The sequence below is a fragment of the Serratia sp. OS31 genome (assembly GCF_014164835.1).
GTDB lineage: Bacteria > Pseudomonadota > Gammaproteobacteria > Enterobacterales > Enterobacteriaceae > Serratia > Serratia liquefaciens_A.
Genome location: NZ_JACJFQ010000001.1, coordinates 260,277 through 274,279, shown reverse-complemented (window position 1 = coordinate 274,279; position 14,003 = coordinate 260,277). Strand labels below are relative to the sequence as shown.

Genomic DNA, 14,003 nt, shown 5'->3' with positions numbered 1-14,003 from the left:
CCGTGAATTTTCTTACTGGTGTGATTGTATGGCTTACCAACTGAACCTGAACTGGCCCGAGTTTTTAGAGAAATATTGGCAGAAAAAACCTGTTGTTTTGAAAAATGCCTTCCCGAACTTTGTCGATCCTATCACGCCAGACGAACTGGCGGGGCTGGCGATGGAGCCTGAAGTTGACAGCCGTCTGGTGAGTAACACTGAGGGAAAATGGCAGGCCAGCAACGGTCCGTTTGAACATTTCGATGACCTCGGTGAAACGGGGTGGTCCCTGCTGGCGCAGGCGGTTAACCACTGGCATGCGCCCTCAGCCGAGCTGGTGCGCCCGTTTCGCGCCTTACCGGACTGGCGCCTGGATGATCTGATGATCTCCTTCTCGGTGCCGGGGGGCGGTGTGGGGCCGCATATCGACAACTACGATGTGTTCATCATTCAGGGGATGGGCCGCCGTCGCTGGCGCGTAGGCGATGCCTTGCCGATGCGCCAGTTCTGCCCGCACCCGGCGCTGCTGCACGTTGATCCGTTTGAGCCCATCATTGATGAAGACCTGGAACCGGGCGACATTCTGTACATCCCGCCAGGCTTCCCACACGACGGCTTTACCCACGAAACGGCGTTCAACTATTCAGTGGGTTTCCGTGGGCCAAACGGCCGCGACTTGATCAGCAGCTTTGCTGATTACGCGCTGGAAAACGATCTGGGTGGCGCGCATTACAGCGATCCTGATTTAACCCTGCGTGAACATCCAGGCCGGGTCGAAGAATATGAGCTTGAGCGCTTGCGCTCAATGATGTTTGAAATGATCGCCCAACCGGAAGACTTTAAGCAGTGGTTTGGTCGTTTTGCCACTACGCCACGTCATGAGCTGGATATCGCTATGGCGGAACCCCGTTATGAAGCGGAAGAGGTATTGAATGCGCTGATGAGCGGTGAAACCCTGACTCGCCTGAGCGGCCTGCGTGTGCTGCACATCGGCGACAGCTTCTTCATCAACAGCGAGCGTCTGGATGCCGTGGACGATCGTGCGGCCGATGCGCTGTGTCGCTATACCGAGCTGGGCCAGCCGGAGCTGGGTGAGGCGTTGCAAAATCCGGCCTTTGTGGCCGAGCTGACAGAGCTGATAAATCAGGGATACTGGTTCTTCAAGGAGTAGTTGCCGCTGCTGGCTGACTTGCCGGGTGGCGCTACGCCTGCCCGGCAACTTTGTGTTTTCTTAACGGATCAAGACACCAATTCCAGCCCCGCGACCCGGCGCCAGTAGCCGTTACAGTCGGCTTTATCGGCCAGGGCCAGCGGCTGCGCCCCTTGCTCGTTGGCACGAAAACGGTCGACAAGCGTGAGCGTTTCCTCACTCTGCGGCGACAGGCGCACGATGTCTACCAACCCCTGCATACTGCTCAATTCGTTACCCAGGTTGTAACAGTAGCCGCTCATGGTCTGGATACCGTTGAGCACGAACACCTGCTGCTGTTCTTGCGAACGCATCATGCGGCCTTGCGGGTATTTAATGCAGCAGGTTTCGCATTCATCCTTGGCGCGGTTTTCAGAGCGTGCGGTGAAGCAGCGTGCTGAATAGGCCAGCGGCAGGTGACCGTAGCTGAGCACCTCCACTTCAAACTGCTGGCGGAAGCCCAGTTCATCGCACTGAGCCAACAGTTTGGCCAGCCAGTCGCGTGACAGCTCGACCGGCATGCACCAGCGGGTCATGCCCTGGCGGTGCAGCAGGCGCAGGGTATAGGCGTTGTAGCAATTCAGCGCATGACCGGCGACGAACGGCAGGCCACGTTCCGCGGCCATGTTCACCGTGCCCAGATCGTTGGCTTCGATCAGGAATTCGCCGTTTTCCACATAGCGCTTCAGTTCGTTCAGCTCTGACGGCGCCTGTAACAACGCCAGGGTGGAGATCACCACCTGCTTACCGCTGCGGGCTATCTCTTGCGCCAGCGTCAGCCAGTCGCCCACCTTCATTTCACGCCGCTTGGTGCAGACGCTTTCACCGAGATAAATAATCTCCACGCTGCTCTTCACCGCCTGCTGATAAAAACTTTCGATCTCGGTTTTTGGCCAGTAGTACAGCACCGGGCCTAATGCGTATTTCATGCGTCCTCCTGCTACTGCCATTTGCGGTGATAGGCGCCGAGGGTGGTCTGGGTACCTTCGGACATCGAGCCGAGCGCCTCCATCCAGCCGGCCTCGGCCTGATAAGCGGCCGGATCGGCCTGGCAGCGGTCGATGGCCTGACGCCACACGCGGGCAACCTGGCTAACATAGGCCGGGCTACGCTGACGGCCTTCAATCTTCACCGAAGCGATATTGGCAGCCAGCAGTTCCGGCAGCAGTTCCAGCGTATTGAGGCTGGTGGGCTCTTCCAGCGCGTGGTAGCGCACGTCATCCACCAGATAGCGGCCCTTGCACAGCGTCGGGTAGCCGGCATTTTCATCGTCCCGGTAGCGGTCGATCAGCACCCCGTTCAGGCGCGACTCCATACCCTGAGCCGTTTGCTGCCAGCGCACGTAGCGTGCCGGCGAACAGGCACCGACGGTGTTGGGGGATTCGCCGGTCAGATAAGAGGAGAGGTAGCAACGCCCCTCGGCCATGATGCACAGGCTGCCGAAGGCGAAGACCTCCAGCGGCACTGGGCTGGTACGCGCCAGCTGTTTAACCTGGTGCATCGACAGCACGCGCGGCAGCACCACCCGACCGACGTCGAAATGGCGTTGGTAGAAGCGAATCGCCTCTTCGTTAGTGGCAGAAGCCTGCACCGACACGTGGCGCTCCAACTGCGGGTAACGTTCGGCGGCGTATTCCAGCATCGCCAAATCGGCGAGGATCAGCACGTCGGCACCCAGTTGAGCCGCCATATCCACCGCCCGCTGCCAGCGGGCGTAGCCGTCCGGGTGGGCAAAGGTATTGATGGCGATGTGCAGCTTGCGGTTGTGGCGATGGACGTACTCGACCGCCTCCTGCAGCTTTTTCTCGGTAAAGTTGAGGCCGGCAAAGTGGCGCGCGTTGGTATCATCTTTCAGGCCGATGTACACGGCGTCAGCGCCGTTATCCACCGCAGCCTTCAGGGCCGGCAGGTTACCGGCGGGACAAAGCAGCTCCATAGATTTATCCTGACTCAGCATGCACCCATGGCGGATGCGGGCTGTCACAATGTTTACCGGTGACCGTTTTTAACCGGCAAACGCTAATCGGGAGGCAATTTTAGTGAAAGCGTGCTGAACAGGCTTTGATTTGAGGCAGCTTCTGGCGTATTGATAAAGCTGACGGCAAAATGCACTATTTGTTGATATAGAGCGCTTCTGCCGTGCGCCACTGTGGCAAAATAGTGCATCTGTGTTGAAAGGAGTGAACGACAGTGTTGGAACAATTACGAGCGCGCATTGTGCGCCAGGGGCCGTCGCTGCTGCGAGTACCGCTAAAATTCACGCCGTTTGCTTTGCAGCGCCAGCTTCTGGAACAGGTGCTGGGCTGGCAGTTCCGCCAGGCGTTGGCGGATGGCGATTTGGAATTTCTCGAATCGCGCTGGTTAAAGATCGAAGTCCGCGATCTGGCGCTACACTGGTTTATGACGGTAGAAAACGGCAAGCTGGTTGTCAGCCAACACGCCGAGGCTGATGTCAGCTTCAGCGGCGACGCCAACGATCTGATTCTTATCGCAGCACGTAAGCAAGATCCCGATACGCTGTTCTTTCAGCGTCGGCTGCAGATTGAAGGGGACACCGAATTGGGCCTGTATGTAAAAAATCTGATGGACGCCATCGAGCTGGAAGCCATGCCTGCGCCGTTGCGCCTGGGCCTGCTGCAATTGGCTGAATTTGTCGAAGCAGGGCTGCAGGAGGGCACGGCGCAAGCTTCCCGTGTGCCGGTATCATGCTAATCCGCGTAGAAATTCCGGTAGATGCCGCAGGGATCGACGCGTTGTTGCGTCGTGCCTTCGGGCGTGACGACGAGGCCGATCTGGTGCAGCAACTGCGCGAAGATGGCCTGTTGACGCTGGGCATTGTTGCCACTGACGACGAAGGCGGCGTGGTAGGCTATGCGGCGTTCAGTCCGGTGGATGTGGCCGGAGAGGATCGCCAATGGGTCGGTCTGGCACCGCTGGCGGTGGACGAAAGCCTGCGTCGGCAGGGGCTGGGCGAAAAGCTGATCTACGAAGGGTTGGATTCGCTCAATGAGTTCAGCTATGCCGCAGTGGTGGTGCTGGGCGATCCCGCTTATTACGGCCGCTTTGGCTTTAAACCGGCTGCCGCCTACGGGCTGCAATGCCGTTGGCCGGGCAGCGAAGCCGCCTTCCAGGTATACCCGCTGGCGGAAAATGCTCTGGATGATGCGCACGGGGCGGTGGAGTTTTCCGAGCCGTTTAACCGGTTTTAATCTCAGCTTCCGGCAGTAAATGATCCAACGAAAGAGGCGGGTGATTCACCAGCCTCTCTTTTTGCGTTTTGCTCAGTTGCTTCACCCGGTATTCCAGCCTTAGCGCTTTAGAACGATCCCCCGCCAGGCAGTGAAACGCCAACACCAGCTCGCCTTTGCCCCGCAGTGCTTTTGCACCTTTGCCAGCCTGATGCTGCGCCAGACGTCGTTCGATGTCGGTAGTAATGCCGGTATACAGCATGCCGTTAGGCAGACGCAGCATGTAAAGGTGCCAGGGGGAGAGGGTATCGGTCATGAATAAGCAGCAACTTCAGTGGCCAGGGTGGGAATATGATGGCATGTTCGCCGTCGTAATCCCACCCTGGCCGCCTGCGGATGATTACTTTCAGCCTTTTTTGCCCGCCATTTCAAAGCGGGGTGAAACGAGGCCGTACAGCGTCCAGCCGAGGAAAGTGGCGATGGCACCCCACATCATGGCCTCTTCACCGGAACTGTAGAGCGCGTAGAAGCTGTAAAGCGCGCCAATGCCGGCGATGATGTTGGCGATGCGCGCTTTTTTCTCCGGCACTTTCGCCACCTTTTGAATAATGATCAGCGCCGCCATCGACAAGATGTAGGGGATGATATTGGTCACCACGGCCAGGTTAACCAGCACGTTGAACTGCTTGTTCAACGACGGGCTGATGGTCATCAGCGACAGTACGCTCTGGATAACGACAATGGTCAGCATGCCTTTGACCGGGGCGTCCGCCTTGCTGAGTTTCGAGAAGATTTTCGGGAAGAAACCGCTGTCGGCTGAAGATTTGAACACCTGGGCGATGGTGAACTGCCAGCCCAGCAGTGAACCGACGCAGGACATGATCATCAGTGCCATGATGATCTTGCCGACCGTTGGGTTGAACATATGGGAAAACGCCAGCCCAAACGGCGCGGTGGAATTGGCCAGGTCCATATTCGGTACTATGCCGGCGATCACGTTGGTCGAAACGATATAGATCACTGCGGCGCTAAGCGTGCCGCCCAATACGGCGATCGGCACATTACGTTCTGGGTTCTCCACCACATCGGTATTGGCACAGGCGGATTCGAGGCCGAGGAAAGCCCATAGGGTCATGGAAATCGAAGCGCCAATGGCTTCAAAAGTCGGCACCTGATGCGGGTTCCAAGCGGCGACGTATGCGCTGCCGCTGAACCAGTGCCAACCGATGATCGAAATCCCGACCACCGGAATGATGACGCCCCAGACGGTGATGCCGCTGATCCTGCCGGTAATGCGAGCGCCGCCGAAGTTGGCGACCGTGGCTAACCACAGCACGCCGATGGTGGCGATGCAGATCCCCAATGGGCTCAGGTTGGCGCCAAACAGCTCGGTACCGTAACCCACGGCAGAAATGGCGATGGCGATATTGGCGATCAGTAACGAAACGCCGTAGGTATAGTTCGCCATAAAGTTGCCCGATTTCCCGAAGGCATATTCAGCATACCCCCCCATGCCGCCGGATTTACGGCTGAACATCCCGCATTTGGCAAAGGCATAGGCCAGCGCCATCGATCCCACTGCGGTGACCAACCAGGAAACAATAGAAATCGTACCTACTTCGGCCAGCTTGGTCGGCAGCATAATTATGCCGGAACCCATCATATTGACGGCCGTCAGGATCGTTAACTGTACGACCCCCATTTTATTATTGGACTTACTCATGATCATTCTCTCTTTTATGATGCGATCTTGGCGGTGAATAATATTCACCGCCTTGTAAGGTCGTTAATGACTCATGACGTAACCGTAAGCACGGTTCCAGCCGTCTTCATCTTTCTGGATATAAACACCCTGCAGTTCTGGTGCAAAACCCGGCAGCAAATTAATACCCTCTTCCAATGCCAGGAAATAACGCTGTGCTGCACCGCCCCATATTTCTCCAGGGACCACACATAAAACGCCCGGTGGATAAGGTAATGCACCTTCGGCCGCAATACGGCCTTCCGCCTTGGCCAGAGAAACCAGTTCAATATTACCGCGGACAAATTCCGTGTTGGCATCTTGTGGATTCATGGCAATGCGAGGGAAATAATTTTTACGGAACATCTCTTTTTGCAGTTCTTTAACGTCGTAACTGACATAAAGATCGTGCATCTCCTGGCAAAGTTGACGCAGGGTATAATTCTTGTAGCGTTGCTCATTGCTTTTATATACCGCTGGCAGGACTTCACAGAGTAATGAATCCTGTTCGATGTGTTTTTCAAAGCGGGCAATCAGCGCCACCAGATGCTGCATTTTGGCGATGTCTTCGGCCGGCGTAAGCAGGAACAGGATCGAGTTGAGATCGCATTTTTCCGGTACGATGCCGTTTTCGCGCAGATAGTTGGCCAAAATGGTCGCCGGAATGCCGAAGTCGCTGTAGTTGCCGCTCGCCGTGTCTATGCCCGGCGTGGTGAGCAACAGCTTGCATGGGTCGACAAAATACTGCGATTCCGCATAGCCTTCAAAGGCATGCCATTTCTCGCCTGGCACAAAGTTGAAGAAGCGCAAATCGTTGGCCATCGTTTCGGTGTCATAAGACTGCCAGGGTTTACCGTCGATCTGGTCCGGGACAAAGGGTTTGATTAACTGGCAGGTCTCCAACAGCATTTTACGTGCTTCAATCCCTACGCGAACGCACTCCTTCCACAGGCGCTGGCCGCTTTTCCCTTCGTGCATTTTGGCATTGACGTCCAGGGCAGCAAACAGCGGATAGAACGGGCTGGTAGAAGCATGCAACATAAAAGCGTTATTGAAGCGCTTATGGTTGCAATAGCGACTTTGCCCTTTGATATGTTTGTCTTTTTTATGGATTTGCGAGGTTTGCGAGAAGCCGGCCTGCTGTTTGTGAACGGACTGGGTAACAATGATCCCCGGGTCGTTTTCATTCAGGTCGAGCAGTAAAGGCGAACAATCTTTCATCATTGGGATGAATTGTTCGTAGCCCACCCAGGCGGAGTCAAACAGGATGTAATCGCACAGGTGCCCAATCTTGTCGACCACCTGGCGAGCGTTGTAAATGGTGCCGTCGTAGGTGCCTAACTGGATGATTGCCAAACGGAAAGGTCGGGCTTCATTGGCGCGTTCCGGCGCCACTTCGCGGATTTGCTGACGTAAGTAACGTTCATCGAAGCAGTGGGCATCAATACCGCCGATAAAGCCAAATGGATTGCGGGCGGTCTCCAGATAGACCGGCGTTGCGCCAGCCTGAATCAATGCGCCGTGGTGATTGGATTTATGATTATTGCGGTCAAACAACACCAAATCGCCGCGGGTGAGCAGGGCATTGGTTGCGACTTTATTTGATGCGGAGGTCCCATTCAGCACAAAATAGGTCTTATCGGCGTTAAACACCTTGGCCGCGTGTTGCTGCGCGGCACAGGGAGCCCCCTCGTGGATCAATAAATCGCCCAGTTTGACGTCCGCGTTGCACATATCGGAACGGAACAGCGTCTCGCCATAGAAATCAAAGAACTGACGTCCGGCCGGATGTTTACGGAAGAATTCACCGCCCTGATGGCCCGGGCAGGCAAAGGTGGCGTTGCCCATTTCGACATACTGCGTCAGCGTGTTGAAGAACGGTGGCAGCAGATCTTTTTCATATTTTACCGCCGCGGCCTCCAACTGCTTGCCGTAGAACTGGGTGTTTTTCCCGCAGAGTTCAAATACCCCGTGCAGCGCCGGCAATACGGCGTTGTCCAACTCTTCTTCGCAGCAAACCGCCACAAACAGCGGGATGTTCAACCCGATCTCTTCGAGATGCGTCACCATGCCCTGTGCAACGTCGTCAACGGACAGCACAATGGCGGCGACATCGTTGAAATCGCTCTGGTGCACATCAACAATTTCACGTTCAGTTTCAAAACAGCCCAGTGTTTTTTCATTAGCGGCAATTTTTAGCTTTTTCATTTTTCTCATTCTTCAGGCAAAGATATTCCATCAGCAAATAATAAAATTTGCCGTTAATACCTTATGAAAATAAAGGTGTGCGAGAACCTGGCATGCCGAAAGGCATTCCTGAGTTCACTCTATTATTTTGGGCGACGTTCTTATCCAATAAAGATGAATTACGGTATTTTCCCTTGCGTAAGCAACAGAAATTTATCTCTGTTGATCAGAGTGAAAAATAAGTCGTAATAATGTCTTGCGTTCGGAATAAGGACGAACGAGGAGGGAGGTTATCTGAAGTTAAAGAAGGCGAAGCTAAAGCAGCTACGATGAGCCATCATCATAATATGGGTAGTGCGCCTGATATGCGCCATTTTTCGGTTGTTGTTTTCCATTTCTAATCCACCTTGGTGCGTGAAAAGATGGCGCTATTTTAACGCAGGCTTGGCCAAAATATGTGATGCATGTCACGCATATGCAGCTTTAAGTAAATAATTATTCACTGGTTATGCATTGAAGTGAATAAAAATACCGCGAAAGAGTTATTACGTATGTAAATAGATTGATAACAAACAGCCCATTTGGTGACCTGATTTTCCCTGGCCTGGAGAAAGGGCAAAAAAAATTGCGTTTAAGAAGGGCATATACAGTGCAATTGAAGTGAGTTTGTTTTTATTATGTTATAAGTCCATATATTGACATTTCGTATATAAATTCACTTTATTTGGATGTTTATTCTTTTTTCATTTTTGCCGGCATTGTTGTTATTTGTGACCCGCCTCAACAACACGGGTTAAGATGAAGCAAGCTAAAGGGGAGAATTCACAGTGATTATGACCGACGAGCATCAACCTATAGTGCACTTCCTCAGCAAGCAGCACGTACTGACGCTGTGCGCGGGAAACGGTATGGACATGTGGTGCGCCAACTGTTTCTACGTGTTTGATGCCGAGCGTATGGCGCTGTGGGTGATGACCGAAACCCACACACGTCACGGCGAGCTGATGCTGCAAAACGCCGGCGTGGTGGGCACCATAGCGCCGAAACCGAAGACCATCGCCTTGATCCGCGGCATTCAGTATCGGGCGCAAGCGACGATGCTGAACGGTGAGCAGGAGGCGCTGGCACGGGCACGTTACTGTAAGCGTTTCCCGATAGCCAAGATGATGAAGGCGCCGGTCTGGCAGTTGGATCTGCAGGAGGTGAAGATGACGGACAACACCCTCGGTTTCGGTAAAAAGCTTCACTGGGCGCGGGTCTGAATACGACAAACTATACTTTTCAGCATCATCAATCGGCGGGAGGGCATATGGCACGGGTATTTATTGTAGGGGCAACTGGGTTGGTGGGTAATGCACTGTTGCATCTGCTGCAGCGTGATCCGCAGGTCACGGCGATCGTGGCACCAACGCGCAAGCCACTGCCGCCGCACGAAAAATTAGACAACCCCGTGGGTGATGATTTGTTCGCGCTGCTGACCGGCTGTGAACAGCCGGTCGATATGGTGTTTTGCTGCCTGGGGACGACCCGCCGCGAGGCCGGTAGCGACGCTAATTTCCATTACGTCGATTACACCCTGGTGGTGGAAAGTGCGCTGACTGGCCGTCGGTTAGGGGCACAGCATTGTCTGGCCGTCAGTGCGTTAGGCGCGAACAGGCGCTCTACGTTCCTCTATAACCGCACCAAAGGGGAAATGGAGCAGGCGCTGCGTGAACAGAGTTGGCCGCGCCTGACGCTGGTGCGGCCATCCATGCTACTGGGGTCACGGCCCTCGCCGCGTTTGCTGGAGCGCCTCACCGCGCCGCTGTTCAAATTGCTGCCCGGCAAATGGCGAGCGGTGAGTGCCGAAGACGTGGCGCAAACCCTGCTGGAACAGGCGTTCAGCCCTGGCAACGGCGTTAGGGTGCTGGAATCCGATCGGCTGCATTGTTACCGCAGTACACGCTGAGATTATCGAACGCCAGCTCCAGGCCAGGCGGCAGTTCATTGTCCGTCAGCCACAAGTCGAGATGATGGCTGATGTGCGTCAGCAGCGTACGGCCTGGCTGTAAGCGTTGCTGAATTTCCTGCGCACGGGTCAAGTCGTTGTGGTTGCGCGGTGCCTGCGGCTGAGGGGGCAGGCTGCAATCGAGCACCAGCAAATCCAACGGCACTCCGCGCAGAAAAGCGTCGGTATCGGGTGGCAGGCCGACGGTATCGGTCAGGTAGGCCAGCGATGCTCCTGCGGCCTGTATCAGATAGCCCAGCGTGATTTTTGAATGCTGCAGCGGCAACGGGGTGACGCGCAACCCGCCCAGTTCAAGGGGTTCGAAGGGGGTTAATGGCGGTTGAAACGCCAGAATGCCGGGATGTTTGAACAGGTCATCGCAGCCCTGTTCGTCCGCCGGACCATAGACGGGAATAAAATTTCCGCATCCCCAACGCAAAGGAAATAACCCCTGAACATGATCCATGTGGTAATGTGTCAGTAAAAAACGTTGAATTTCCCCCGCCGAAAAACGCCGTTCCAACGACGGTAATCCCGCATCCAGCAAGGTCGTTTCCCCCTGAAATTTGAGCATGGCGCTGCACGGTCGTCGCCGAAAAGCCGGCTCGCGCCGTGCCCGCTGACAGGCCAGACAATCACAGCCAAACACCGGGATCTGTTGCGCGCCGCCGGTGCCGAGAAACGTCAGTTGCATGTCGTCACTCCCGATTATAAATACTTCTCCGCGAAGGCATGGATATCACGGAAATCCGCCAACCGCTGTTGCAGCGTCTGGTGGTCCCAATGCCACCACTGGCTGCGCTCAATGCGTTCGATCAGGGCGTCGTCGAAACGCATGCCGATCTTTTTGGCCGCTACGCCGGCGACAATCTCATAGGGGGCGACATCTTTGGTGACGACCGCTGCGCTGCCGATAACGGCACCGTTGCCGATGCTGACGCCGGGCATGACGATGGCGTTATGACCGATCCAGACGTCGTGGCCGATAGTCACATGCTGTTCGCGCCGCCAGTCGAAGAACGCTTCGTCGTCTTCTCCCAGGTCATAGTCTGAAGCGCGGTAGGTGAAATGGTGTTGGGCGATACGCTGGTAAGTGGGGTGATTGCCAGGATTGATGCGTGCATAAGAGGCAATCGACACGAATTTGCCGAGGGTGGCGTAAAAAATCTGGTTGTGTCCGGCGGTGTAGGAGTAATCACCCATTTCCACCTCCTCCAGGATCGCATCGTCGGCCAGATGCACATACTGGCCTAAGCGGGTGCGGTTAAGCGTCACGTTGTTACCGATTTTCGGCTGTGCGGCATCGTTCATGGCACGGCATCCTGTGGTTGTCTTGTCATAGAGGGCAGCAGCGCCAACAGCGCCGCCAGCGTGTCATCAAGGTTGCCGTCGTTATCCAACCGTCGGCAACCGGCAGGGAGCTTTTCCTGGTACTCTGCCGCTCGCGCCAATCGTTGTTCGATCTGCTCGGCATTTTCGCGTGCGCGGTTTTGCAGCCGCTGGCGGAGAATATGCGTACTGACCTGCAGGCAAACCGGCAGCAGCTGTGCGCCATAACGCTGCTGCGCCTGTAAAAGGTGAGCGCGCGAGCCATTGACCACCACATCGATCCCCTGCAGCAACCAAAGATCCACTTCGATCCCAAAAGCGTAATGATGCTGGTGCGCGTGCCAGTCGAGGGCAAACAGGCCTTTGGCGCGGCGACGCAAGAATTCGGGTTCACTGAGCGCAATGTGGTTCTCGCAGCCGGCGTCTGCCGGCCGGGTGATATAACGGTGCGCCACCAGCGGCGCACTGTCGGCGTGGGCGCGCAGGGCGGCCAGCAGGCTGTCTTTCCCGGCCCCGGAAGGCCCCATCAGATAGATAAGCTGCGCCATCAGAACACCTGCTTGCCCTGGCGCCACACGTTCTGCACGTAGATATGCTCGCCGTGCGGTCGCGCCAACACCAAATCTGCCCGTAATCCTTCGGCGATGGTCCCGCGATCCTGCAAGTCCAGCGCTTTTGCCGGGTTGCGGGTGATCATCTGCACCGCCTGCGGCAAGCCGTAGCCGTTGCGCTCGTCGGCCGCGATACGAAATGCCGCATCCAGCAGGCTGGCCGGGTAATAATCGGAAGACAGAATATCCAATACCCCCAACGCCGCCAGATGGTGCGCTGCTACGTTGCCGGAGTGGGAACCGCCGCGCACGATATTCGGCGCCCCCATCAGCACCTGTAATCCTTGCTGATGCGAGGCCAGGGCTGCGGCTTCGGTGGTGGGGAATTCGGCAATGGCACTGCCCAGCGCACAGGACTCGGTCACGTGTTCGGCGGTCGCGTCGTCGTGGCTGGCAAGAGAGATCTTGCGTGCCCGACAGTGAGCGGCGATCGCTTCGCGGTTTGGCGTGGCCCAGCGAGCGGAAAGCCCGATTTGCTGCTCCTCAAAGTCGCTCATCTGCTGGTCATTGAGGTTGTATTTGCCCTGATAATATTCGCGGTATTTTTCTCGCGAAGCGAACTGGCGCTGGCCCGGCGAATGGTCCATCAACGACACCAGAGACACGCCAGGCTTGTCCATCAGCTGTTCGAACAACGGCAGGGTGCTGTCGTGCGGCAATTCGCAGCGCAGGTGCAACCGGTGTTCGGCGCGGTTCACCCCCGCACGCTGGCTGTGGATCACCGCGTCGATCATTTTTTGCAGGTTCTCCAACCGGTGACCGCCGTCGCGTACGTCGCCAATGGCTACCGCGTCCAGCACGGTGGTGATGCCATTGGCCACCATCAATGCATCATGGCTGCTCATGGCAGAATGGGCCGGCCAGTCGACGTTGGGGCGCGGGGTGAAAAACTTGTCCAGGTTATCGGTGTGCAATTCGATCAGGCCAGGCAGCAACCAGCCGCCTTCACCGTTCAATGCCTGGGGTAACTGGCTCGGGGTATCGGCAAAACTGCGGATCGTGCCGTCGCTGATCTCCAGCGATCCTTCGACAACCTGATCTTCCAGCACCAGCTTCACGTTATTGATGATCATCAGAGGATCTCCAGCGCCTGTGGCGCCTGCATGTCATATAACCGGTCGGCGACCTGCTGACGGACGCCCTCATCATGAAAAATGCCGACGATAGCCGCGCCGCGCCGTTTGGCCTGTTCGATCAAGGCGACCACCGCCGCACTGTTGCGGCTGTCAAGTGACGCCGTGGGTTCGTCCAGCAGCAAAATCGGATAATCGACAATAAAGCCGCGCGCAATATTCACCCGCTGTTGCTCACCGCCGGAGAAGGTCGAAGGTGCCAACTGCCACAGACGCTGCGGCACATTGAGCTGGTTTAGCAAGGTCTCGGCGCGTTCACGGCATTCGGTACGATCGGCACCCTGTTCCAGTAACGGCTGCATGACGACGTCCAGTGCGCTGATACGAGGGATCACTCGCAGGAACTGGCTGACCCAGCCAAGGGTATGACGGCGAACCGCCAGAATTTGGCGCGCTTCGGCCTGCACCATGTCCAGCCATTCCCCCTGATGGTTGACCCAGATATGGCCGCTGTCGGGCAGATAGTTGGCATACAGCGAGCGCAGCAGGGTTGATTTTCCGCTACCGGAATGGCCGTGCAGTACCACGCACTCGCCGCTGCTGACCGTCATGTTGGCGTCGTGCAACACCGGCAGCCGCGTGCCGTGCTGCTGGTGGAGCACAAAGGTTTTGCTGAGGTGTTCAACCCGGATTTGAATAGTCATCTGTTATTACCTTGT

At 56.2% G+C, this 14,003-nt stretch carries 16 protein-coding genes; 5 read left to right on the top strand and 11 right to left on the bottom strand.

Annotated features, from left to right (window positions below; all coding sequences use genetic code 11):
- The first annotated feature begins 28 nt into the window (after positions 1-28).
- Positions 29-1,150, top strand: coding sequence for a cupin domain-containing protein (locus H5P17_RS01260; protein ID WP_182820906.1), 1,122 nt, complete (start codon positions 29-31; stop codon positions 1,148-1,150).
- A 68-nt stretch (positions 1,151-1,218) separates the two neighbouring features.
- Here H5P17_RS01260 and H5P17_RS01255 read toward each other — a convergent pair whose 3' ends face one another.
- Both H5P17_RS01255 and H5P17_RS01250 read right to left on the bottom strand, forming a co-directional pair.
- Positions 1,219-2,097: a U32 family peptidase gene (locus H5P17_RS01255; RefSeq protein ID WP_182820904.1), complete on the bottom strand. Its 879-nt coding sequence runs from the start codon at positions 2,095-2,097 to the stop codon at positions 1,219-1,221.
- Positions 2,098-2,108: 11 nt separating this feature from the next.
- A complete protein-coding gene (locus tag H5P17_RS01250) occupies positions 2,109-3,104 on the bottom strand; it encodes a peptidase U32 family protein (protein ID WP_044553975.1) in 996 nt (331 codons plus the stop codon).
- A 254-nt stretch (positions 3,105-3,358) separates the two neighbouring features.
- Between H5P17_RS01250 and H5P17_RS01245 the strand changes: the two genes are divergently transcribed.
- Together H5P17_RS01245 and H5P17_RS01240 are read left to right on the top strand one after the other, a co-directional pair.
- Positions 3,359-3,880, top strand: coding sequence for an SCP2 domain-containing protein (locus H5P17_RS01245; RefSeq protein WP_044553976.1), 522 nt, complete (start codon positions 3,359-3,361; stop codon positions 3,878-3,880).
- Entirely contained in the window at positions 3,874-4,377 is a 504-nt protein-coding gene (locus H5P17_RS01240; protein WP_130016093.1) for a GNAT family N-acetyltransferase, read from the top strand. The genes H5P17_RS01245 and H5P17_RS01240 overlap by 7 nt, the downstream gene beginning before the upstream one ends.
- Here the strand turns inward: H5P17_RS01240 and H5P17_RS01235 are convergent.
- The 4 genes from H5P17_RS01235 to speFL form a co-directional block, all read right to left on the bottom strand.
- The gene (locus tag H5P17_RS01235) at positions 4,364-4,672 is read right to left on the bottom strand and encodes a GIY-YIG nuclease family protein (protein ID WP_182820902.1); all 309 of its coding nucleotides are present in this window, start codon (positions 4,670-4,672) and stop codon (positions 4,364-4,366) included. The genes H5P17_RS01240 and H5P17_RS01235 overlap by 14 nt on opposite strands.
- A 90-nt stretch (positions 4,673-4,762) precedes the next feature.
- Positions 4,763-6,079, bottom strand: coding sequence for a putrescine-ornithine antiporter (potE, locus tag H5P17_RS01230; RefSeq protein ID WP_041415181.1), 1,317 nt, complete (start codon positions 6,077-6,079; stop codon positions 4,763-4,765).
- A gap of 63 nt (positions 6,080-6,142) precedes the next feature.
- The gene (gene speF, locus H5P17_RS01225; protein ID WP_182820900.1) at positions 6,143-8,305 is read right to left on the bottom strand and encodes an ornithine decarboxylase SpeF; all 2,163 of its coding nucleotides are present in this window, start codon (positions 8,303-8,305) and stop codon (positions 6,143-6,145) included.
- A 269-nt stretch (positions 8,306-8,574) separates the two neighbouring features.
- Positions 8,575-8,679, bottom strand: coding sequence for a leader peptide SpeFL (gene speFL, locus H5P17_RS01220; protein ID WP_112363015.1), 105 nt, complete (start codon positions 8,677-8,679; stop codon positions 8,575-8,577).
- A gap of 438 nt (positions 8,680-9,117) precedes the next feature.
- Between speFL and H5P17_RS01215 the strand changes: the two genes are divergently transcribed.
- On the top strand, positions 9,118-9,546 hold the full coding sequence (locus H5P17_RS01215; protein ID WP_220496684.1) for a YhbP family protein: 429 nt from the start codon (positions 9,118-9,120) through the stop codon (positions 9,544-9,546).
- 47 nt (positions 9,547-9,593) lie between these two features.
- Positions 9,594-10,232 (top strand): NAD(P)H-binding protein, encoded by a 639-nt coding sequence (locus H5P17_RS01210; RefSeq protein WP_182820896.1) that lies wholly within the window; start codon positions 9,594-9,596, stop codon positions 10,230-10,232.
- On the opposite strand, the gene phnP is transcribed toward H5P17_RS01210, so the two are convergent.
- The 5 genes from phnP to phnL are packed head-to-tail and all read right to left on the bottom strand — an operon-like array spanning position 10,183 to position 13,988.
- On the bottom strand, positions 10,183-10,965 hold the full coding sequence (gene phnP / locus H5P17_RS01205) for a phosphonate metabolism protein PhnP (RefSeq protein WP_182820894.1): 783 nt from the start codon (positions 10,963-10,965) through the stop codon (positions 10,183-10,185). The two genes, H5P17_RS01210 and phnP, sit on opposite strands and share 50 nt — an antisense overlap.
- A gap of 14 nt (positions 10,966-10,979) precedes the next feature.
- Positions 10,980-11,582, bottom strand: coding sequence for a DapH/DapD/GlmU-related protein (locus tag H5P17_RS01200; protein ID WP_044553984.1), 603 nt, complete (start codon positions 11,580-11,582; stop codon positions 10,980-10,982).
- Positions 11,579-12,148: a ribose 1,5-bisphosphokinase gene (gene phnN / locus H5P17_RS01195; RefSeq protein WP_044553985.1), complete on the bottom strand. Its 570-nt coding sequence runs from the start codon at positions 12,146-12,148 to the stop codon at positions 11,579-11,581. Before phnN ends, H5P17_RS01200 begins: the two co-directional genes overlap by 4 nt.
- The gene (gene phnM / locus H5P17_RS01190; RefSeq protein ID WP_044553986.1) at positions 12,148-13,284 is read right to left on the bottom strand and encodes an alpha-D-ribose 1-methylphosphonate 5-triphosphate diphosphatase; all 1,137 of its coding nucleotides are present in this window, start codon (positions 13,282-13,284) and stop codon (positions 12,148-12,150) included. Before phnM ends, phnN begins: the two co-directional genes overlap by 1 nt.
- Positions 13,284-13,988 carry a phosphonate C-P lyase system protein PhnL gene (gene phnL / locus H5P17_RS01185; protein ID WP_044553987.1) on the bottom strand — a complete coding sequence of 235 codons (705 nt, stop codon included), beginning with the start codon at positions 13,986-13,988 and terminating at the stop codon, positions 13,284-13,286. The genes phnM and phnL overlap by 1 nt, the downstream gene beginning before the upstream one ends.
- Positions 13,989-14,003: the final 15 nt, after the last annotated feature.